Annotated in this window: 19 protein-coding genes, 1 other RNA gene and 2 pseudogenes; 11 read left to right on the top strand and 11 right to left on the bottom strand. The window is 49.8% G+C overall.

Annotated elements, in window-relative coordinates:
• Entirely contained in the window at positions 1–2,523 is a 2,523-nt protein-coding gene (gene torA / locus ABLU80_RS21825) for a trimethylamine-N-oxide reductase TorA (RefSeq protein WP_348850465.1), read from the top strand.
• 71 nt (positions 2,524–2,594) lie between these two features.
• Here torA and ABLU80_RS21820 read toward each other — a convergent pair whose 3' ends face one another.
• Complete coding sequence (locus ABLU80_RS21820) at positions 2,595–2,852, bottom strand: contact-dependent growth inhibition system immunity protein (RefSeq protein WP_323129770.1); 258 nt, start codon at positions 2,850–2,852, stop codon at positions 2,595–2,597.
• Between the two features lie 185 nt (positions 2,853–3,037).
• Here ABLU80_RS21820 and ABLU80_RS21815 point away from each other — a divergent pair, with 185 nt between their 5' ends.
• The 5 genes from ABLU80_RS21815 (at position 3,038) to ABLU80_RS21795 (ending at position 6,561) form a co-directional block, all read left to right on the top strand.
• Positions 3,038–3,265 carry a DUF1272 domain-containing protein gene (locus ABLU80_RS21815; protein WP_285177612.1) on the top strand — a complete coding sequence of 76 codons (228 nt, stop codon included), beginning with the start codon at positions 3,038–3,040 and terminating at the stop codon, positions 3,263–3,265.
• A 327-nt stretch (positions 3,266–3,592) separates the two neighbouring features.
• Positions 3,593–4,411 carry an AraC family transcriptional regulator gene (locus ABLU80_RS21810; protein ID WP_348850476.1) on the top strand — a complete coding sequence of 273 codons (819 nt, stop codon included), beginning with the start codon at positions 3,593–3,595 and terminating at the stop codon, positions 4,409–4,411.
• A gap of 75 nt (positions 4,412–4,486) precedes the next feature.
• On the top strand, positions 4,487–4,849 hold the full coding sequence (locus tag ABLU80_RS21805; protein ID WP_015370120.1) for a cupin domain-containing protein: 363 nt from the start codon (positions 4,487–4,489) through the stop codon (positions 4,847–4,849).
• A 199-nt stretch (positions 4,850–5,048) separates the two neighbouring features.
• A complete protein-coding gene (locus ABLU80_RS21800; protein ID WP_015370121.1) occupies positions 5,049–5,585 on the top strand; it encodes a dihydrofolate reductase family protein in 537 nt (178 codons plus the stop codon).
• A 175-nt stretch (positions 5,586–5,760) separates the two neighbouring features.
• Positions 5,761–6,561 (top strand): nucleotidyltransferase domain-containing protein, encoded by an 801-nt coding sequence (locus ABLU80_RS21795; RefSeq protein ID WP_154105442.1) that lies wholly within the window; start codon positions 5,761–5,763, stop codon positions 6,559–6,561.
• 158 nt (positions 6,562–6,719) lie between these two features.
• On the opposite strand, the pseudogene ABLU80_RS21790 reads toward ABLU80_RS21795, so the two are convergent.
• Positions 6,720–6,821, bottom strand: a pseudogene (locus ABLU80_RS21790) (preprotein translocase); the annotation flags it as partial.
• A gap of 523 nt (positions 6,822–7,344) precedes the next feature.
• Complete coding sequence (locus ABLU80_RS21785; protein ID WP_213192664.1) at positions 7,345–7,908, bottom strand: hypothetical protein; 564 nt, start codon at positions 7,906–7,908, stop codon at positions 7,345–7,347.
• Positions 7,909–7,999: 91 nt separating this feature from the next.
• Here ABLU80_RS21785 and ABLU80_RS21780 point away from each other — a divergent pair, with 91 nt between their 5' ends.
• Positions 8,000–8,164: an ogr/Delta-like zinc finger family protein gene (locus ABLU80_RS21780; RefSeq protein WP_213192669.1), complete on the top strand. Its 165-nt coding sequence runs from the start codon at positions 8,000–8,002 to the stop codon at positions 8,162–8,164.
• 28 nt (positions 8,165–8,192) lie between these two features.
• The gene (locus tag ABLU80_RS21775) at positions 8,193–8,756 is read left to right on the top strand and encodes a phage polarity suppression protein (RefSeq protein WP_213192665.1); all 564 of its coding nucleotides are present in this window, start codon (positions 8,193–8,195) and stop codon (positions 8,754–8,756) included.
• A gap of 211 nt (positions 8,757–8,967) precedes the next feature.
• Here ABLU80_RS21775 and ABLU80_RS21770 read toward each other — a convergent pair whose 3' ends face one another.
• From ABLU80_RS21770 to smpB, 4 genes and pseudogenes are all read right to left on the bottom strand, one after another.
• Entirely contained in the window at positions 8,968–11,409 is a 2,442-nt protein-coding gene (locus ABLU80_RS21770; protein WP_213192666.1) for a hypothetical protein, read from the bottom strand.
• A 32-nt stretch (positions 11,410–11,441) separates the two neighbouring features.
• Positions 11,442–12,630: pseudogene (locus ABLU80_RS21765) on the bottom strand (integrase domain-containing protein).
• Positions 12,631–12,824: 194 nt separating this feature from the next.
• Positions 12,825–13,187: a transfer-messenger RNA gene (gene ssrA / locus ABLU80_RS21760) on the bottom strand.
• A gap of 142 nt (positions 13,188–13,329) precedes the next feature.
• Entirely contained in the window at positions 13,330–13,812 is a 483-nt protein-coding gene (gene smpB / locus ABLU80_RS21755) for an SsrA-binding protein SmpB (protein ID WP_020078156.1), read from the bottom strand.
• A 153-nt stretch (positions 13,813–13,965) separates the two neighbouring features.
• Here smpB and ABLU80_RS21750 point away from each other — a divergent pair, with 153 nt between their 5' ends.
• Complete coding sequence (locus tag ABLU80_RS21750) at positions 13,966–14,403, top strand: type II toxin-antitoxin system RatA family toxin (RefSeq protein ID WP_015370248.1); 438 nt, start codon at positions 13,966–13,968, stop codon at positions 14,401–14,403.
• The gene (locus ABLU80_RS21745; RefSeq protein ID WP_015370249.1) at positions 14,393–14,683 is read left to right on the top strand and encodes an RnfH family protein; all 291 of its coding nucleotides are present in this window, start codon (positions 14,393–14,395) and stop codon (positions 14,681–14,683) included. Before ABLU80_RS21750 ends, ABLU80_RS21745 begins: the two co-directional genes overlap by 11 nt.
• Before the next feature lie 63 nt (positions 14,684–14,746).
• Here the strand turns inward: ABLU80_RS21745 and bamE are convergent, their stop codons facing one another.
• From bamE to nadK, 3 genes are all read right to left on the bottom strand, one after another.
• The gene (bamE, locus tag ABLU80_RS21740; RefSeq protein ID WP_020078157.1) at positions 14,747–15,085 is read right to left on the bottom strand and encodes an outer membrane protein assembly factor BamE; all 339 of its coding nucleotides are present in this window, start codon (positions 15,083–15,085) and stop codon (positions 14,747–14,749) included.
• Positions 15,086–15,232: 147 nt separating this feature from the next.
• Entirely contained in the window at positions 15,233–16,894 is a 1,662-nt protein-coding gene (gene recN, locus ABLU80_RS21735) for a DNA repair protein RecN (RefSeq protein WP_045366812.1), read from the bottom strand.
• A gap of 86 nt (positions 16,895–16,980) precedes the next feature.
• Positions 16,981–17,859 carry an NAD(+) kinase gene (nadK, locus tag ABLU80_RS21730; RefSeq protein ID WP_015370252.1) on the bottom strand — a complete coding sequence of 293 codons (879 nt, stop codon included), beginning with the start codon at positions 17,857–17,859 and terminating at the stop codon, positions 16,981–16,983.
• Between the two features lie 123 nt (positions 17,860–17,982).
• Here nadK and grpE point away from each other — a divergent pair, with 123 nt between their 5' ends.
• Positions 17,983–18,573, top strand: a complete 591-nt coding sequence (gene grpE / locus ABLU80_RS21725) for a nucleotide exchange factor GrpE (RefSeq protein ID WP_015370253.1) — start codon at positions 17,983–17,985, stop codon at positions 18,571–18,573.
• A gap of 103 nt (positions 18,574–18,676) precedes the next feature.
• On the opposite strand, the gene ABLU80_RS21720 is transcribed toward grpE, so the two are convergent.
• A complete protein-coding gene (locus ABLU80_RS21720; protein ID WP_026612238.1) occupies positions 18,677–19,963 on the bottom strand; it encodes an HlyC/CorC family transporter in 1,287 nt (428 codons plus the stop codon).
• Positions 19,964–19,978: the final 15 nt, after the last annotated feature.

Below are 19,978 nucleotides of genomic sequence, written 5' to 3'. Positions count from 1 at the left end.
ATGATGAAAAAGAATAACGATTATGACATGGCGGATCAGAGCCAGGAACCCGGTATGAATCTGACGCGTCGCCGTTTTCTGGCTGGCGCCAGCGCCCTGATGGCGGCGCCGCTGCTGGCGGGGCTGTGGCCTCGTTCGGCGTTGGCGGAGGCCATCAGCCAGGCGATGCCGCAGTTTATCGCATTGCGCCAGGCGGAAAGCGGGATTCTCACCGGCGCCCACTGGGGCGCGTTTGAAGCCATCGTCCGCGACGGCAAAATGGTGGACGTTCGCCCGATCAAAGACGATCCGTATCCTAACGAACTGATTACTATGGCGCCGTATCAGGTTCACGCCGAAAACCGGATTAAATATCCGATGGTACGTAAAAGCTGGTTAGAAGGCGGGGCGAAAAACGGTAAGCCAGAGCTGCGCGGCCGCGATGAGTGGGTCCGCGTCAGCTGGGATAAAGCCCTGCATCTGGTGGCGGGTGAAATCAGCCGTCTGCAAAAAGAGCATGGCCCATCATCTATTTATGCCGGTTCTTACGGCTGGAAAAGCGTCGGGATGTTCCACAACCCAAGAACGCTGCTGCAGCGCATGATGAACCTGGCGGGCGGCTTTGTCGGCTATTCCGGTGACTACTCCACCGGCGCGGCGCAGGTGATTATGCCGCACGTGGTCGGTTCCGTTGAGGTTTACGAACAGCAGACCGCGTGGCCAAACGTGATTGATAACAGCGAGCTGGTGGTGATGATCGGTTGTAACCCAATGATCACGCTGAAAAACAGCTGGAACCTGCCGGACCACGTCGGCCAGACGGGCTTTGAAGCGCTGAAGAAAAAGGGCACCCGGATGATTTGTATCGACCCGGTGCGCAGCGACAGCGCGCGTGAGTTAGGCGCCGAGTGGATCGCCCCGCGCAGCTACACCGACTGTGCGCTGATGGCGGGGGTGGCCCATACGCTGCTGGCTGAAAATCTGCATAACCCTGATTTCCTGAAAACCTACACCGTAGGGTTCGATAAATTTGAAGCCTACCTGAACGGTAAAGAAGATGGCGTCGTCAAGGATGCCAACTGGGCTGCGGATATCAGCGGCGTTGATGCTGAGACCATCAAGCAGCTGGCGCGAGATATGGCGAAGCATCGCACCATGATCATGGGCGGCTGGGGCATCCAGCGTCAGCATCATGGCGAACAGGCCCACTGGATGATGGTGACGCTGGCGGCGATGCTGGGGCAGATTGGCCTGCCCGGCGGCGGTTTCGGCTTTAGCTATCACTACTCTTCCGGCGGTAGCCCAACCGCGCGCGGCGGTATTCTGGCGGGGATCTCCGCCGGTAGCCCAACGTCGCCGGCGGCGAAAGATATTACGCCGTTCCCGGTGGCGCGCATCGCCGATGCGCTGGCGAACCCAGGCAAGACCATCGACTATAACGGGACAAAGGTCACCTATCCGGATATTAAAATGGTGTACGTGGCGGGCGGTAACACCTTCCACCAGCATCAGGATACCAACAACCTGGTGAAAGCCTGGCAGCATCCGGAAACCGTGGTGGTGAACGAACCGTACTGGACGGCGACGGCGAAACATGCCGACATCGTACTGCCGGTGACCACCACCTACGAGCGCAACGACATGGACATGGGCGGTGACTATTCGCAGCTTTATGTCTTCCCGCTGCGCCAGTGCGTACCGCCGCAGAACGAAGCGAAAAACGACTTTGATGTCTTTGCGGGGATTTCCGAGATCCTTGGGGTGCATGAGGCCTTTACCGAAGGCAAAGATGAGATGCTGTGGTTGAAGGGTATGTATGACGAGATGAAAGCCCAGGCGCGCAACGCCCGCGTGGCGCTGCCGCCGTTTGATATGTTCTGGGCTTCCAACAACTACATTCGCTTCCCGATCCCGCAAGAGAACACCCAGTGGGTGCGTTTCGCCGATTTCCGCGAGAACCCGCTGCTCAACCCGCTGGGAACGCCGTCAGGGAAAATCGAGATCTACTCTGACGCCATCGCCAAAATGGGCTACGAGGACTGTAAAGCGATTCCAACCTGGATGCCGCCGCACGAGTGGTATCGCGGGCCGGAAGCCGAGAAATATCCGCTGTCGCTCAATACCGGTCACCCGATTAACCGTCTGCACTCTCAGCTCGATAATACGCCGCTGCGCAAGAAATACGCGGTAGCCGATCGCGAAGCCATCTGGATCCATCCGAAAGATGCGAGCGAGCGCGGCATCAGCGAAGGCGATCTGGTTCGCGCCTTTAACGATCGCGGGCAGATCCTGGTCGGAGCGGTGATTACCGATAACGTTCGCGAAGGTGTGGTGCGCATCAGCGAAGGGGCATGGTTTGATCCGGCCGATCCGTCACAGCCGGGATCGCTGTGTAAAAACGGTAACGTCAACTGTCTGACCTTTGACGTCGGCTCCTCCAGCCTGGCGCAGGGGAACTGTGGCCAGATGTCGCAGCTGCAGATCGAGAAGTACACCGGACCGGCGCTGAAAAACACCGCGCACGATGTGCCGGTAGGCGCGTAACCCGCAGCTGACGTATGAAAGACAAAACGGACACTTCCGTGAGGGAGTGTCCGTTTTATTGTTTTATGGCTTTAACGAATCGGCCAGGTAAGTGCTAGTCTGCGTACCGTCTTCAGGAATTCGTAGGTAGTCGTTTCCCACAATCCAGGCGAAAAATCATATCCATATCGGCTTTTGAATTCATCATCCAGCCTGTCGCTGTAACTCTCAATGAAAGTATCAATGTCTTGGCCTGCTGGGTAATTGATAGTGACGCACCCACTGCTTTTACTTGCACCAAGCAAAGATTTGATATTTTCTCGATTAAGATAGATTGCTCTAGAAATCACGTCTTCGCAACGGTTTCCAGAAGTGAGCGTTTCTGTCGGGTAATTCACTCTCTTGATTTTTCCCGCCTGTAGACCATGCTCATTTGATACATGCGAGAAACAATAACGTCATCTTTAGCCGAAGGCGCTACAGGTAGTTGGCCTTTGGTATATCTAATGATGCCCCTTAACAATAAGAGACCACCATGCTTGAACTCCGTCCTAATTGTGAATACTGTGATAAAGATCTGCCCCCTGAATCGAAAGAGGCATACATCTGTTCATTCGAATGCACATTTTGCATTGATTGCGTGACCCAACGGCTTAGTGGCCTGTGCCCGAACTGCGGAGGAGAACTGGTGCGACGTCCAATACGCCCTGAAGCATCCCTCCTGCGATATCCTGCATCCAGTCAGCGTCACTATAAACAGTAGAGATGAAAACTATGTTCGCTCTTTGCTTATAACGTCCTAAGTGATCCTGCTAGTCGTCTGCTGAGTACCAGAAACGGTTGTTAAGTATTGGGGCTCCATCATTGTATTGCTTTATGCAACTGCTGATTATGGTTGCTATGGCAGGCATTTTTCCACCGGAAAAAAAGCCGTAACCTAAGATTACAAGGATTACCCTGGGTTTGAGATGCCCCTTCCTGAAAGATTTCGAAGAAGAACCTTTACGCACTTTCATCATACTTCTTTCAAAACTGCATCCTAAACGTTTATGGTGTGGATTCTCCTACAATTATGAAACAGATGTTATTGATGCCGAATGCACAAAAGAATAAAGACTGGGTCAAGCTTGCACACACGCCAGGAAAAATAGAGCGCCTGGAGGCGTATTTCAGCGGGCATGGTTATGAACCTCATCGGCACGATACATATGCGATCGGCAGGACATTGTCTGGTGTGCAACGTTTCAGTTATCGTGGCAGTAAACAACATAGTTTACCTGGTGGGACGATGGTCTTACACCCGGATGAAATTCATGATGGAGAGGCAGGAACGCTCGAGGGATTTCAGTATCGGATGTTTTATATCGAGCCCGCTTTAATTCAGAAAATTTTAGGCGGCAAACCGTTACCATTTATTCACAGCGGGATCTCATCTGATCCCCGGTTATTTGCCGCTACCGGGCCGCTTTTAAAAGCGCCAGAAGATTCTATTGATACGCTTGAAGAAGAGGATGCCCTTTACGATCTTGCCCAGACTCTGGCAGTCGTGTCAGGGCAGCGATTTCGTCGATGCCTTGTGGACTATCAGTCTGTCGAGCGCGCTCGCGAATATATACAATCTGAATTCAGCCAGAACATCACGCTGGATACGTTGTCCTCCGTCTGTGGTAAAGATCGCTGGAGCCTGAGCCGGGATTTTCGAACTCTTTTCGGAACGAGTCCTTATCGCTACGTAACAATGCGCCGTCTCGCATACTGTCGACATCTGATTCAGTTAGGCCTGTCACTTGCGGAGTCTGCGTTGGCGGCAGGGTTTTCAGATCAAAGTCATATGACACGCCAGTTTATAAAAGCATATGGCATTTCACCGGGTCGTTGGCAAACATTTATTCAAAAACGCCGTCCCTGAGTTGCACGATCGTTCAATACCGGTACCGCAATATTATTTATCCTCGGCGTTTCTTAGCCATTAAGGAATGTCATCATGTACTCACCTGTAAATCTGGAACAGAAGTTCTCTCTCTTCGATACTCACTGGCAGCCAAAAGTCATCGCGCAGATGAACGACTACCAATTCAAAATCGTGAAAATAGCGGGCGACTTTATCTGGCACTCACATCCGGAAACCGACGAATCCTTTATCGTAGTTGAGGGGGTTTTGCGTATTGATTTTCGTGACGGGTATGTCCTTGTCAAGCCAGGAGAAATGTTTGTTGTACCTAAAGGTGTTGAGCATAAAACGTCAGCTGAGACGACGGTAAAAATGATGATGATAGAACCCTGTGGTGTCAGGAATACCGGGCATGAAGGTGGGGAACGCACCGCAGAAAACGATATTTGGATTTAATTTGGGGAGATTTTAAGCCAGCCGATCGGCTGGCTTAAATAGTAGAAAACAGGTACATCGGCTTTTCTCCTCACTCAGCTTTGCTTCATGCCTGGAGCGGACGTTGCTAACCTGGTGATGTGGCTTTATCGGTGCATATCAATATCGCTAACATTGCTAAACTCAACGAGATATATGCAACCTGAATACGGAGCTTTTGATGGTCACCACACATGTTTTCATCGCGGTCAGTCTTGATGGTTATATCGCCCGACAGGATGGCGATATCGACTGGCTGTTGAAGCGCGATGACCCGACAGAAGATCACGGCTATGCCGCGTTCATCGCGGACAAAGATTGGATCATTATGGGGCGAGGCAGCTATGAGAAGGTGCTGACTTTTGACGAATGGCCTTATGACCGACCCGTGCTGGTGCTTTCCCGGCAGCTAACTGATACTCCCGTGCCCGAAGCGCTGAAGGGTAAGGTGCAGTTTTCATGCTTCACGCCAGGGGAGGCTCTTGCTCACCTGAAGGAGAAAAACGTGCACAGGGTATATATCGATGGCGGGCAGTTAATACAGTCGTTCCTGCGCGAAGGTTTGGTCGCCGATATCGTTATCACTACCGTTCCTGTCCTGCTCGGTTCGGGAAAACCGCTGTTCGGAGTACTGCCCCATGATATCGATTTGACGCTATTATCCAGCCGCAGCTTCCCGTCGGGTCTGGTGCAGTCGCACTATCGGCTGATGTCATAAGCTGAATCTAAGCATAGTAGCGACCTCCGCCGATAACCGCTGTGGTGATTGTGGGATCAGCCGAAAAGGATGCCATCTCTACAGGGATATTACTGTTCCTGCAAAAATATCTGGCCTGAATATAAACAACTCGATATTCTGAAATGCTTTGTATTTTTTGTGAACAGGAAAAAGTATGCTGAGTACATTACCCGATTTACACAGAAGTTTTGCAGAGCAACTCAAACTTAAATTTCAGTCTGATTCGCGAATTCACTCCCTTCTCGCTGGCGGCTCGATTGTTCATGGCGGGTTTGATAAATACTCCGATCTCGATTTTGTCGTTGTCGTAGACACTCTCCACTATGACGAAATCATGACGCAGCGTAGGGAACTTGCCGGAACATTAGGCCATCTGCTCCATGCTTTTACCGGGGAACATGTCGGAGAGCCTCGCCTGCTAATATGCCTGTATGGCCCAGAACTACTTCATGTCGATCTGAAATTCGTCACTCTGGAAATGCTCACTCAACGCGTTGAGGAGCCAGCAGTGTTATTTACCCGTGATAACACTGCTCTGCAGCGACAACTGGCAAAATTTAGTGCTCACTGGCCTGACATGACGCCGGAGTGGTTTGAGTCCCGAGCCTGGATCTGGCTGCATTATGCAGTGGTTAAGTTGGGAAGGGGCGAACTCTTCGAAGCGATTGGTATGCTGTCATTCTTCCGCGAGCAGGTGCTGGGGCCAATGCTGTACCGTCGTGCCAATCTTCCGCAACGTGGGGTTCGCCGCATTGAATTCCACGGCATTGACCCTGATGGCCTGCTGACTTCCACGCTGGCAACGCACGATCGTGACTCCGTCAGCATCGCCATCAGAATGGCTGTTGACGCTTATATCAATCTGCGAGCTGATGCTCTGCCTGAGAATATCGCAGATGATGCGGCTCGTTGGGCGGTTCTTGCGATGCTGAAAGCGTATTCTGACAGGGCTTAAACCTGTACTCCGGTCGCTTACACGGCCGGAGTAAAAGTACCAGCGATCTAAATCCCAGGATTGGCTGTCGCAGTTTAGTTACTACAATCCCATGCTAAAGCCAGGTTCAGGTGTCAAGAGTAAGGTTCGCTATCTAAAAACGTGACCTGCCTGTATGCGATATTTACACCATCACCACCATCATAGAGAACGTAGCCCGCTTCTTTGGGTTTGGCTGATTCGATTTCTTTAACTGAGAGAGGTTTGGTTTGTCTTGGCATTGCCGGGTTTCCATAGTTTTAGGCACCTCCAAAACAATAAAGCTTAATGAGGTGCCTAAAAGGTTCGGATTTAATGAGTTCTCTTCGGACTTCGCGGGACAAATTCAAGGTACAAAAAAGCCCGCAGGGCTTGCGCCGTGCGGGCTCTTAGAACTTCATCGGATGATTCTGGTAATCACCGATGGAGAATTTTGGGCTGGCGGAGTCTGAATGAACTAATCAACTTTATGTTTTTATTGATGTTTTTATTGGTAATTTATCAATTCAACTTTCATTGGTATACCTAAACGTATACCAATGGCGATTTGTTGCATTGTTTCCTGTGGTTAAGCAAACCTGTTCTTTGAATGGAACACATCAAAAAATAGTTTTTTTGCATTCAACTGTTCACCTCTTGTTTTTTATCAATAATTTCATAGCGATACATGGTGAATATACGGTGAAGGGTGAACAGTAGATTGTTCACCCTTCATGGCAGAAAATATAAATTGCAGGTAAGAAAGACTATCCTGGCGCAGATGAATTAGTGTTGTGTTTTGATATTAAGCAAAGCTTTTTCAATTCTGGCTAGATTTTCAGCAATCTTTTTCTCATTACTGTTATCTGAGGCATCCACCCTAGCCAACGATAACAATTCAATATAACTTTCATTAGTAATATTTTTTGCGAAAGGGTTCTTGCTATTAGCTTTACGGAAAGTTGTAGTTACTCTAATTTTGTGGTCACCTAAAATCTTCTTCGAATCAGCGAAATTTCCAAGCCTCAATATCCTGCCTGAACCAGGTGCAAGGAATGGTATGCCTGAAACTAATGCACCTTTCGTTAACGCACTATGCTCACCATTAGGCAGTGAATTCTTAAAGGTATTTTCATTAAAACTGAAGCTTACATCTTTTGCAGCACTTTTACCTATATTCTTAATTACAATATTTAAAACAGTTTTGACTTCATTGTTTTGTTCAAGGTAAACAATGACGTCTGGGTAGGTGCTCTCTTTGTAAACAAGGTAACTAATACATGATGAGCCAACGGCAACTAACATTGTTAATATATTTATTAATAACCCACTAGTCTGAAAGTAATCCATTTCCTACCTCTCGAAAAACAGATGAAATATTCGACCATTATACACATCTCGTAAATCATTATGTTGGTAGTTAAAGTAACAGACCGGCTATCTGTCAGAGAACGTTAAACAGCGCTATCACCAGTGCGTGAATATCGAGTGCTCGGCAACTTTCCGCACGCTTGAATCCGTTGACGGGATTATCTGTTCGCCGCCGACAGAGCCGGTCATTCCTGCGTCCGAACCGGCAGACACCGTTAACCGTGCCGGTGCGTAAGCACGACCAGACATCAGGAGAAACTTACGTGACCACACTGACGCTACAGAAAGCCTTTGAGGCCTGTCAGACAAATAAATCCGCCTGGCTGCAACGCAGGGAAGAACTGACACAGGCCGAACAGGCATACCGCGAACAGCTTGCCGGTAGCGGCCACAGCGGTCGGAGCCTGCAAACGCTGCGCGAGATTATCGACGTGAAAAAGTGGGAAATTAACCAGGCTGCCGGGCGTTATATCCGCTCGCATGAGGAGGTGCAGCGCATCAGCATCCGCGACCGATTAAATGATTTTATGCAGGCGCACGGCGCGGACCTGGCCGCCGCCCTCGCCCCCGAGCTGATGAATTATTCCGGGCAACATTCCGCCGTTCAGCGCTGCGCCATGCAGCACTCACTCGACTATCTGCGTGAGGCGCTGCAGATCTGGCTGGCCGCAGGTGAAAAAATTAATTATTCGGTGCAGGATAATGACATTTTAACGGTCATCGGATTCAGGCCTGACGCGGCCTCGCGTGATGATAGCCGTGAAAAATTCGCGCCAGCACAGAGCCTGAATTACACCCGCCGCCATGCAGAACTGGCCGTGCAGTAGTCCGCTTAAAAACTCCCGAAAATCCCGCTATTTTCCCGTAAAGAAGCCATGCATTCATAAGGTGCATGGTTTTACATGCGTTTTACCGACACTGAATCCCCCACCAGCGCCAGCACTGACGAGCCCTGAGGCCGCTAATGCATCTGCATTAAAAGCGACCCCTTAAGCGGGCAGGCGGGGCGGGGAGAGCATTGCGCTCAACCTTGGTTCTCTATTTATGATTAGCATCAACAACCCGTTTGACGCTCTCAAATGAAGCATCGCCCGTTTTTAAAGATTCGATCATATCGAAATAACTAGGTTTGTTTATGAGTTTATTCCAGGCGGAAGTCAGGTAGGTTTTGAATGCGACGGTCCGATTAAATCTATCTTCGATATTAAAAGACTCGCAAGAAGTACGCATGCCATTAACTATTTCTGGGTTGAATATAGGAGTGTCAAATAACATTGCGTCAAGATACGCGAAGTCGCTAATCCAGCGTTTTAAATGGTATTGCCCGATTGAGGTCGTTCTAAATTTGTTTGGCATCTCACCGATTAATCCTGTTTCATCTTCTTCAAATGTAAATCGTTGAGATGTTTCGATAAGTTTTTTGTTTGTCGAGCGTCTTAATGCATTCTCAGTTTGTTCAGGGATGTAACCAAGTATTTGCATTTCTTCAACTATTTTTGAAGTTTCACAAAAACCATCTCTATCTTGAATTTCATTTTTTTCTGATAACAGCGCGACTATCATAGGGACTAGAAAATGCTCTGATTCATCAGCTATTGATACATCGAATAGATTCATTGCTAAAGACGTATTGGGGTCGAAGTGTGAAAATTCGCCTAGCAGGGCTTGTTTTGAAAACTCATGTACCGGTATTTGGTATCGTCCCTCTTGTTCAAAGGTGCGAATTATCTTTTCGGCCTCAACGTTAGGGCTACCAATAAAACCAGTGATAAAACTTAATGCTTGTCTAACATTCCCACCCGTAATGTTTTCAATAAACTCGCCAAGAGCTTTGTTTTTTCTGAGGGATTCAAGCAGGACTTTAATAAAAACTGAAAGGTTATTGATATTGATTCTAACAAACTCAGCCTGTTCTAAAGGAATTTTCCCTTCGGACATTTCAAGAGCAAACATGAGGCGTTTATCAAGAACTTGATCAATTCTAGGTGGAGCAATGGTGAATACTTTGTGTGGATATGCGGTAAGTGCTCCTGATGATTTTGATTTAAAAAATGTTTGTGGGCGTACGGAAATGAAAACCAAAGAATTCCATTCTTTAGCTAATTCTTGTGATATGACAAAGGCACGCTGTTGTGTTTCAAAATCACGTTGATCAGCATTATCTAAGCAAATAATAACTTGTCTTTTGGTTTGTTTGGAAATGTGGTTGATCGAGTTTTTGAGATGTTCATCTTTAACAGATATTTTTTCGGAAAGCATTTCTAATTGCTTTTCTTCGTATTTCTCTCTATTGGTTTCTCTCAATGAGCCCCATATTCCGGATGAGAAGCGCTGAATGTCCCGCGAGTAAACTCCCTTGATGAATTTAAATTCGGTAATGTCAGTGTCATACTTATCATATAGTTGCTCCTCTATTTGATTAAGGATGAAACCTTGAAGATTATCTGAAAGTGTAGCGCTTGCACCCAAATCGATATATATGTAAATGGCTTCATTAAATTCCTTAAAGGCGCTAGAGTATATGAGATTTTTAACAAAAGATGTTTTTCCAACACCTACATCACCGATCAAAACAATTGGGCGCTTTGATAAAGCTTCAGCCATGATACTTGGATCTAAACTTTGTTCCTTCCTGTCAGGTTTGACGGATGTAATTTGTGGTGATGATTCACTATCACTGAACAATGCAGCATAACGTGCTTGCAGCATTTCTTTGCTCAATAGAGCATATTTAGATAATGCGCCGCTTTCGCAATAACATTTTTGATAAAAAACCTCTTCTACCTCCTTACTTTCTAATGCATCTTGGATAATTAGTTCAGATATTTGACGTAATGATGTTTGAATATCACTGGCATATCTTATTTTTGGATACATGGTCAAGTAAGATGATAATTTATTGGGGATTCCACTAGCTTCTGAGCTAAGATACTTCAGGAGACGTTGTTCTTTCACTCCATAATAAGAAAGCATATTCCATGCTAAGGTGAAGTTTGTAAGCATATTTTCCAAGCTTTCAAAAACTAATGCTTTGCCATCTAGAGGAGATGAACCGTTTTGATTGCTTGCAATAAATGATATGTACTGGTGCCCATTTGTCGCTATCGCAATTGGCGTACCTCTTGAAGAACAATAAAATTGAACCTGCTTAATAGCATCAGATAAATCTTCATTGGATTTTAATAAAGCAGGTATATCAATTATATTTTTCTTAGATATACCTGCCGGTATTTCAAATGTACGGCCTTCTCTTTTTGCTTCAATAATAACCTGTCGTGGTTTTCCTAGTTCATAATCTGTGAATGTTTTTTGCTCATAGTCTTCAACTTCAACTTGAGCCTCAGGCCAACCAAGCACATTATAAATTATTTTATTGATAATATGATGCCTAGTTTGAGCTTCGTTTCTTATTTTCTCGCTGTCGGTGTATGTCTCAACTAATTCTTTTAAGGCCGTTTCACAATCAATCATTTTTTTCATTTTATGTCCTTAATCATCAGTCTTCATGTAATCTAGTATTTATCAACAATACAACCCCACCATGTCATTGACTCTTTACGCTGTTCAAGGTATATGGAGCGGTTATATGCTTTTCTAACCTCATTTTTGTCTGAATGCGCAAGAGCTGCCTCAATAACATCGGGGTTAAAACCTTCTTCGTTAAGTGCCGTACTCGCAATTGACCTAAGGCCATGAGCAACTAACTTACCACCGTAGCCTATTCTTTTTAAAGCAGCATTTGCAGTTTGGCTATTCATTGGCTGCTTTGGGTCATTCCTGCGAGGAAAGACGTGCTCTCGATTAGCACTAATAGGCTTCATTACTTCCAGAATCTCTAATGCCTGAGGAGATAGAGGAACAATGTGTTCACGCTTAGCCTTCATCCGTTCGGCTGGAATAGTCCAGAGCTTTGCATCTAGATCGATCTCTGCCCACCGAGCACCGGAGGCCTCAGAAGGACTCACAAGCATCAGGAGTTGCCATTAAATCAGGCAGCGAGTCGATACAGAGAGATTCGACATAATCAAAGAGCGCATTAGCTTCGGCAATTCTTCTGGCCGTAGTGTCGGCATATTTTGCTTTTTAGGTTTCTCGAATGCCATTCCGACACCCGATGCCGGGTTTGCATCAATTAGACCAGTGTTAACCGCATAAATCATTATTTCGTTAATGCGCTGTACCAAGCGGCTAACTGTCTCCAGTGCCCCTCGTGCTTTGATTGGCTCCAGTGCTTCGACAATCGTTCTGGCTTTAAGATCCTGCACTGGTATTGCTCCGATCGTAGGGAACACGTCTTTATCTAGTGAGCGCCAAATCTCTTTCGCATAATCCTCTGTGACGCTTCTGCTTTTTAACTGGAACCAGTTAGCGGCCACAGTTGAGAAAATGCTATCAAGCTCAATCTGACGCTGTTGTGATGCCTGCTCTTGTTGCTGCTGCGGATCTATCCCTTGTGCGAGCGCAGTTAAGTGCTGGCGCGTATCTGACGAGCGGCTGCGACAGTAAGAGCAGGGTATGAGCCGAGACTCAAATTGGTTCGGCTGCCATTGACCGGACGTTGATAGAGGAAGCTCCAGAGTATTTTACCGGTGGTTTTGACGAGCAAGAACAGGCCGTCACCATCATGAAGGGTGAAGTCTTTTCCCGAGATTTGGCTTTAAGGATTTCGTTGTTAGTTAGGGGGCGTGTGATACGCGCCATGTCTGGATCCCTTCCATCATTGGTACACGTTTAATGGGCCACAGTATAGTGTGCACCTAAACGTGGACCGATTTTCTCTGGAATTAGCCGAATATCCTCGGACAACGATAGGCACAAAAAAGCCCGCAGGGCTTGCGCCGTGCGGGCTCTTAGGACTTCATCGGATGACTCTGGTAATCACCGATGGAGAATTTTGGTGGAGCTGGCGGGAGTTGAACCCGCGTCCGAAATTCCTACATCCTCGGTACTACATGCTTAGTTTGTCTTTACATTCGCACGCCAGCTGCGGACAGACACGCCACTAACGAACTAGCCTGATTAGTTTTAGCACTTCAACCCCAGGCAGGGCATCCGCGCGATCTCTTTTGGGTTTGACCTCTCTTGATCCCCGTCCTAAGAGCGGAGGCTAGGGAGAGAGGGCTCTAAGCAGGTTATTAAGCTGCTAAAGCGTAGTTTTCGTCGTTTGCGACTATTTTTTTGCGGCTTTTTACGAGGCCAACCGCCCCTCGGCATGCACCTTGGGTTTCGCGAATCCCGTCGAATCCAGAATCAGCCCCAATGTGTACTTGAAGTATAACAGATTTGTGAAGGTGGTTACCAGCCCCTGAAGCGAGGATTCTGGCGGCATATCGAGTGAAAAAGCAGCGACAACAGCAATATAGCGTGGGGCCAGGGTAGCTGGCCCGCATAGAGGGGGGATTACCGCCCGGCGTTTTTCATGATGCGCGCCTTATCGACCGCCCATTCACGATCTTTTACGTCGGTGCGCTTATCGTGTTGTTTCTTACCTTTCGCCACGCCGATTTTCACTTTGCACCAGGCGTTCTTCCAGTACAACGACAGGGCGACGACGGTATAACCTTCGCGGTTGATGCGGCCGTATAGCGCATCGAGCTCGCGCTGATTGAGCAGCAGCTTGCGGGTACGGGTCGGATCGCAAACGTAATGCGTGGAGGCGACCGCCATTGGCGTAAAGTTGGCGCCGAAGAGATAGGCTTCGCCATCTTTCAGAATGACATAGCTATCGCCGATGTTGGCTTTGCCGGCTCGCAGAGATTTCACTTCCCAACCCTGCAGCGCGAGGCCTGCCTCGTATTCATCTTCGATAAAGTATTCGTGACGGGCGCGTTTATTCAGCGCAATGGTGGCTGATCCAGGTTTGTGGGCTTTTTTCTTAGTCATAATGTCCTGAAGTCATCGCTAGTTCTAAACATTGTTACCTCAATCCTTCCTGCGAGGCGTAATGGGCTATCTTAGCACGAGTTATGGTACAGCGTTTTTTTTAGCAGCAGATAAATGATATTATTTGTCCCGTGTTTAAATGTGGAACCTGCTATGCCTCAGATTAGCCGTACTGCGCTGGTGCCTTTCAGCGTGGAACAGATGTATCAACTCGTAAATGATGTGAAGTCCTATCCCGATTTCCTGCCTGGCTGCACCGGTAGCCGAGTGCTGGAGGCCGGGCCGACGCAAATGACGGCGGCGGTTGATGTGTCCAAGGCCGGCATCAGCAAGACTTTCACGACGCGTAATACGCTGACCGATAACCAGAGTATCCTGATGAGCCTGGTCGATGGCCCGTTCAAAAAGCTGATTGGCGGCTGGAAGTTTATTCCGCTCAGCCCGGATGCGTGCAAAATTGAGTTTCATCTCGATTTTGAGTTCACCAACAAGCTGATTGAAATGGCTTTTGGTCGCATCTTTAAAGAGCTGGCCGCCAATATGGTGCAGGCGTTCACCACGCGCGCCAAAGAGGTGTATCGTGTCGGCTAATATTGTGGTTGAAGTCGCCTATGCGTTGCCGGAAAAACAGTACCTGCAACGCGTGAAGCTGCAGGCTGGGGCAACGGTCGAGCAGGCGATTATCTCCAGCGGTATTCTGGCGCTGCGCGAAGATATCGATCTGGCGAAAAATAAAGTCGGCATCTACAGCCGTCCGGTCAAGCTGCATGACGAAGTCCATGATGGCGACCGCGTAGAGATTTATCGCCCGCTGATTGCTGACCCGAAAGAGCTGCGTCGGCAGCGGGCTGAAAAGCACGCTGAGAAATAAGCGGGAATGCACAATTAAAAAAAGCGCTCATTGAGCGCTTTTTGCATTTCTACTGGCCTGAGATTACTTGGTCAGCGCCGGTTTGTTATCAATGTTGGTTAACACACCGCTGCTGTCGAAGGTCAGCGTCAGTGTCTGCTGGCTCACTTTCTCATGGCCCGGCTGCTGGCGGAAAACGTAGAACCAGGTGTTGCTACCAAATGGATCTGACATCATCGGCGTACCCAGCGCATAAGCAACCTGCTGTTGCGTCATGCCGACACGGATTTTTGCTACATCATTAGGTGCCAGATAGTTACCCTGGTTGATATCAGGACGGTAAACCACTCGTTCCAGAGTGGAACAGCCTGCGGTCAACATAAGGAGAACCGCTGCGGCAGCAGTCAGCGTTTTACAGCGCATAGTGATTTGATTCCTTTTTGGGCCCGAGCAATACGTGGCTCATCTGTAATATGCCGATAATAATAGACCTTTGCCCGGTTGGGAACCTTCGACTGCAGGTCTATTGGCAATTTGCTGTTCACTATGACTCTGTGAAAATCAAAAAGTTTACGCCGCAAGCAACTCTTTCGCGTTCGCCAGGGTGTTGCGGGTCACCTCGCTACCGCCCAGTAGACGGGCCAGTTCCTGCAATCTGGCGCGTTTATCCAGCGCATGCATGTGCGTCTCGGTCATCTCGCCATCGGTCTCTTTGCAGACGAAGAAATGATGGTGACCACAGCCAGCAACCTGCGGCAGGTGAGTCACGCACATGACCTGCGTGGATTCTCCCAACTGGCGGAGCAGTTTGCCGACCACCGCCGCCGTCGGGCCGCTGATGCCGACATCGACCTCATCGAAAATCAGCGCCGGGGTTTCCATTTTACGAGCGGTAATAACCTGAATAGCCAGTGCGATACGCGATAACTCGCCGCCGGAGGCCACTTTAGCGATCGGCTGCAGCGGTTGCCCCGGGTTGGTGGTAACGCGGAACTCAATATGGTCGGCGCCTTCGGCGGTCAGATGGCGTTCATCGAAGGCGACATCAATGGCAAACACGCCGTGAGGCATAGAAAGTGAGTGCATACTTTCAGTAATCAACTGGGTGAGTTCGTCGGCGCTGCGCTGACGCAGGGCGTGCAGTTCTTGCGCCGTTTCCAGCGCCAGGCGGTGATGCTCAACGACCAGCTGGCTCAGCGATTCCAGCGAGCCGGCGCTGTCGTCCAGCAGACGCTGCTCATCCAGCATGGCCTGATAGAACGCCGGCAGCTCTTCCGGCGCAATCTGATGCTTACGCGCCAGCGCAATCTGCCGGGAAATGCGCTGTTCCAGCTCGAACAGACGGTTAGGGTCGAGATCGAGACGGTCATTGTAGTGGCGCAGCTCATCAGTCGCCTCGCTGAGCTGAATAGAGGCTTCTTCCAGCATATCGAGTACGCTGGAGAGTTTGCTATCCATACCGACCAGCTCGCTAACCAGCTGTTTAGCGGTATAAAGCTGGCTTTGCAAATTGGCCTCTTCACCGTCGGCCAGTACTGTTAACGCATGCTGACAGGTACTGAGCAGCTGGCCGCTGTTGGCCAGACGTTTGTACTCTTCGTCAATCTGTTCGAACTCGCCCGGCAGAGGATTAAATTCGTTCAGCTCTTTGAGCTGGTATTGCAGCAGGTCTGCGCGGGCGGCGCGCTCCTGGCTCTGCTGCTGATGCTGCGCCAGCTCCCGGCAACTCTGGTGCCACTGGCGGTAGCGCTCCGCCATGCGTTGAGTAAGCGCATACTCACCGGTATAACCATCAAGCAGGGTTTTCTGATGTTCGGCTTTGGTGAGTAACTGATGGGCATGCTGGCCGTGGATCTGGATAAGCAACTGGCCCAGCTCGCGAAGCTGAGAAAGAGGCACGGCGGTGCCGTTGATGAAACCGCGGGAGCGGCCGTCAGCGCTGATCACGCGGCGAAGTAAACACTCACGCCCGCTCTCCAGTTGGTTCTCTTCCAGCCAGCGCTGGGCGGCAGGGGTATCTTTCAGCGCGAAGCGCGCGCACAGGTCGGCACGGCTGGCGCCGCGGCGCACCATGTCAGCTTCGGCTCGGCCGCCGAGGCACAGCCCCAGCGCGTCAATGGCAATGGATTTCCCGGCGCCGGTTTCCCCGGTGATGGCGGTCATGCCGCTGTGAAAATCAATTTCCAGTTCACGAACGATAGCGAAATTGCTGATGGTGAGTTGCGCCAACATAGCTGCCTTCCTGTATGAAAAACCATTACTGTGTTTTCGTACAGTATAGACTGGTTTTTTATCCAGTAAAGAGGCAGCTTGTAAAATCAGAACAATTTTTTCGACCACCCAAGCTTGGTGCTTAATGTATTGAAATAACTATAGTCTTTCGGGTGAATCAGATTGAGGTGATAATCACAGCGGCGGATGAGCACATCTTCGCCGTCCTGAATGGGGAGCGCAATCTGGCTGTCGCAGCTGATTTCCAGATCGTTGCAGCGCTGCGAGAAGCGCAGGCGAATGGTGCTATCGCCGTTAATCACCAGCGGCCGCGCTGATAGCGTATGCGGGAACATCGGTACCAGGGTGATGGCGTCCAGAGAAGGGGTGAGAATAGGGCCGCCGGCAGAGAGCGAATAGGCCGTCGAACCGGTAGGCGTGGAGATGATCAGGCCGTCGGAGCGCTGGGAGAAGGCGAACACTTCATCGATATAGACCTCGAACTCAATCATGTGCGCGACTTTACCCGGATGCAGCACTACTTCATTGATAGCCGTGCTGATGCGCTTCTGGCAGTCATGCTGGCACACCTGGGCTTCCAGCAGAAAACGTTTTTCGGCGATATAGTGGCCTTCAAGTACGTCGGCCAACTGCTGGAGCGCGTTATCCGGGTCAAGGTCGGTAAGAAAACCAAGATTGCCACGGTTAATGCCGATGACGTTGATGTCATAGCGCGCCAGGGTACGCGCCGCGCCGAGCATATTGCCGTCACCGCCGACCACCACCGCCAGATCCGCCTGCTGGCCGATTTCCGCCAGCGTGCCGGTTTTAACATTGCTAAGCTGGAGTTCATGGGCGATTTGCTGCTCGACCAGCACCTCATAGCCTTTGCCGCATAGCCAGCGCCAGAGCATTTCATGTGTGGTCAGGGCGGTTGGGTGACGAGGGTGTCCCACAATGCCGATACACTTGAAATGGTTCTTCATGATCTGGATGTCCTTGGGTTAAATGAATGATGACAATCTGTCTGCTTCCCTTGAATCCCGGAAACTGATCCCCATAATAAGCGAAGTTAGCGAGATGAATGCGAAAAAAACGCGGAGAAATTCATGAGTAGTAAAGAACAGAAAACGCCTGAGGGGCAAGCCCCGGAAGAAATTATCACGGAGCAGCACGACAACGTAGAGGCGGTAGAGCCTGAGGTTTCTGCTGAGCAGGTGGATCCGCGCGATGAAAAAATTGCGAATCTGGAAGCACAGCTGGCCGAAGCGCAAAAGCGTGAACGTGATGTGATGCTGCGCGCAAAAGCGGAAGAAGACAACCTGCGTCGTCGCACCGAACAGGATATCGAGAAAGCGCATAAATTTGCCCTGGAGAAGTTCGTCAACGAACTGCTGCCGGTTATCGATAGCCTGGATCGCGCGCTGGAAGTGGCTGATAAAGCTAACCCGGATATGGCGCCGATGGTTGAAGGGATCGAACTGACTCTGAAATCGATGCTGGACGTCGTGCGTAAGTTTGGCGTGGAAGTGGTTGCCGATACCAACGTACCGCTGGATCCTAACGTGCATCAGGCTATCGCCATGGTCGAGTCTGACGATGTGGCTGCCGGTAACGTACTGGGTGTTATGCAGAAGGGTTATACCCTGAACGGTCGTACTATTCGCGCCGCGATGGTAACCGTCGCGAAAGCGAAGTAATTCGTTAGTTCGCCAGTAACGGCTGCCTGCGGGTGGCCGTTTTTATTGGCTTTAAATAAAAAAACGGCGAACCGAAGTTCGCCGTTGTTCTTTGCTGGCTGCGCTATTCCGCCACGCTTTCGCGTAATGATTTCACCGGCATCACCTTCACCTGCTTAATCATATTGTCCTGTACGTCGAGAATATCGATATCATACTGTTCGATACGTACGCGGGTTCCAGGGACTGGGATCTCCTCCAGCGCTTCCAGAATAATGCCGTTAACGGTACGCGCGTCGTCTTCCGGCAGGTGCCAGTTGAACGCTTTGTTGATTTCCCGCACGTTGGCGCCGCCGTCAATAATCACCGAGCCGTCATTAAGCGGCGTCACTTCTTCGGCAAGGGTCGGCGACATCGAGGTGGTGAAGTCTCCCACGATCTCTTCAAGAATATCTTCAACGGTGACCAGCCCCTGAATATCACCATATTCATCGACCACCAGACCGACTTTCTTTTTATTACGCTGGAATTTCACCAATTGCGTGCTGAGCGGCGTACCTTCCGGCACAAAGTAAATCTCATCTGCCGCCCGTAACATGATCTCTTTTGTGAACTCTTTCTTTTCCGTCATCAGCCGATAGGCTTCACGGACGCGCAGCATGCTGATGGCATCGTCCAGCGAATCACGATACAGCACGATACGGCCATGCGGCGAGTGGGTTAGCTGGCGGACGATAGATTTCCAGTCATCGTTGATATCGATACCGACGATCTCATTGCGCGGCACCATGATGTCATTAACGCTGACCTTTTCCAGATCCAGGACCGACAGCAGCATGTCCTGATTCCGCCGTGAGATTTGTGAACGGGATTCATTCACAATCGTTCGCAGTTCATCTTTACTCAATGCGCCGCTAATAACGTGATCGGTCTTAATGCCCATCATGCGCATCAGTACGCGGGTAATGGTGTTCAACAGCCATACCAGCGGCATCATCAGTACCTGTAGCGGCGCCAACAGGAAACTGCTGGGGTAGGCGACCTTTTCCGGATACAGGGCGGCAATGGTTTTAGGTAAGACTTCGGCAAACACCAGCACGACAAAGGTGAGCACGCCGGTGGCGATAGCCACGCCGGCGTCGCCGTACAGACGCATGCCGACGATGGTTCCCAGCGCCGAGGCCAGGATATTGACGAGGTTGTTGCCGATGAGCACCAGGCTAATGAGGCGATCCGGCTTACGCAGCAGCTTTTCCACCCGCTTAGCCGGGCGGTTGCCTTGTTTCGCCATATGGCGCAGCCGATAGCGGTTCAGCGTCATCATGCCGGTTTCGGAACCGGAGAAATAGGCGGAGATAATCACCATGATGATCAGCGTGACGATCAGCGTGGTGGTAGAAATGTGTTCCAGGAGAGACTCCTTAGT

It is taken from the genome of Klebsiella sp. CN_Kp104 (assembly GCF_040064515.1).
GTDB classification, from domain to species: domain Bacteria; phylum Pseudomonadota; class Gammaproteobacteria; order Enterobacterales; family Enterobacteriaceae; genus Klebsiella; species Klebsiella aerogenes.
The sequence above is the reverse complement of the archived record's forward strand: the minus strand, read 5'-3'. Positions and strand labels throughout refer to the sequence as shown.

Excerpts from the sequence above, each read along its gene's own strand:
- torA (WP_348850465.1), top strand. The coding sequence starts at position 1 with ATGATGAAAAAGAATAACGATTATGACATGGCGGATCAGAGCCAGGAA.
- ABLU80_RS21815 (WP_285177612.1), top strand. The coding sequence starts at position 3,038 with ATGCTTGAACTCCGTCCTAATTGTGAATACTGTGATAAAGATCTGCCC.
- ABLU80_RS21810 (WP_348850476.1), top strand. The coding sequence starts at position 3,593 with ATGCCGAATGCACAAAAGAATAAAGACTGGGTCAAGCTTGCACACACG.
- ABLU80_RS21805 (WP_015370120.1), top strand. The coding sequence starts at position 4,487 with ATGTACTCACCTGTAAATCTGGAACAGAAGTTCTCTCTCTTCGATACT.
- ABLU80_RS21800 (WP_015370121.1), top strand. The coding sequence starts at position 5,049 with ATGGTCACCACACATGTTTTCATCGCGGTCAGTCTTGATGGTTATATC.
- ABLU80_RS21795 (WP_154105442.1), top strand. The coding sequence starts at position 5,761 with ATGCTGAGTACATTACCCGATTTACACAGAAGTTTTGCAGAGCAACTC.
- ABLU80_RS21785 (WP_213192664.1), bottom strand. The coding sequence starts at position 7,908 with ATGGATTACTTTCAGACTAGTGGGTTATTAATAAATATATTAACAATG.
- ABLU80_RS21770 (WP_213192666.1), bottom strand. The coding sequence starts at position 11,409 with ATGAAAAAAATGATTGATTGTGAAACGGCCTTAAAAGAATTAGTTGAG.
- smpB (WP_020078156.1), bottom strand. The coding sequence starts at position 13,812 with ATGACTAAGAAAAAAGCCCACAAACCTGGATCAGCCACCATTGCGCTG.
- ABLU80_RS21750 (WP_015370248.1), top strand. The coding sequence starts at position 13,966 with ATGCCTCAGATTAGCCGTACTGCGCTGGTGCCTTTCAGCGTGGAACAG.
- bamE (WP_020078157.1), bottom strand. The coding sequence starts at position 15,085 with ATGCGCTGTAAAACGCTGACTGCTGCCGCAGCGGTTCTCCTTATGTTG.
- recN (WP_045366812.1), bottom strand. The coding sequence starts at position 16,894 with ATGTTGGCGCAACTCACCATCAGCAATTTCGCTATCGTTCGTGAACTG.
- nadK (WP_015370252.1), bottom strand. The coding sequence starts at position 17,859 with ATGAAGAACCATTTCAAGTGTATCGGCATTGTGGGACACCCTCGTCAC.
- grpE (WP_015370253.1), top strand. The coding sequence starts at position 17,983 with ATGAGTAGTAAAGAACAGAAAACGCCTGAGGGGCAAGCCCCGGAAGAA.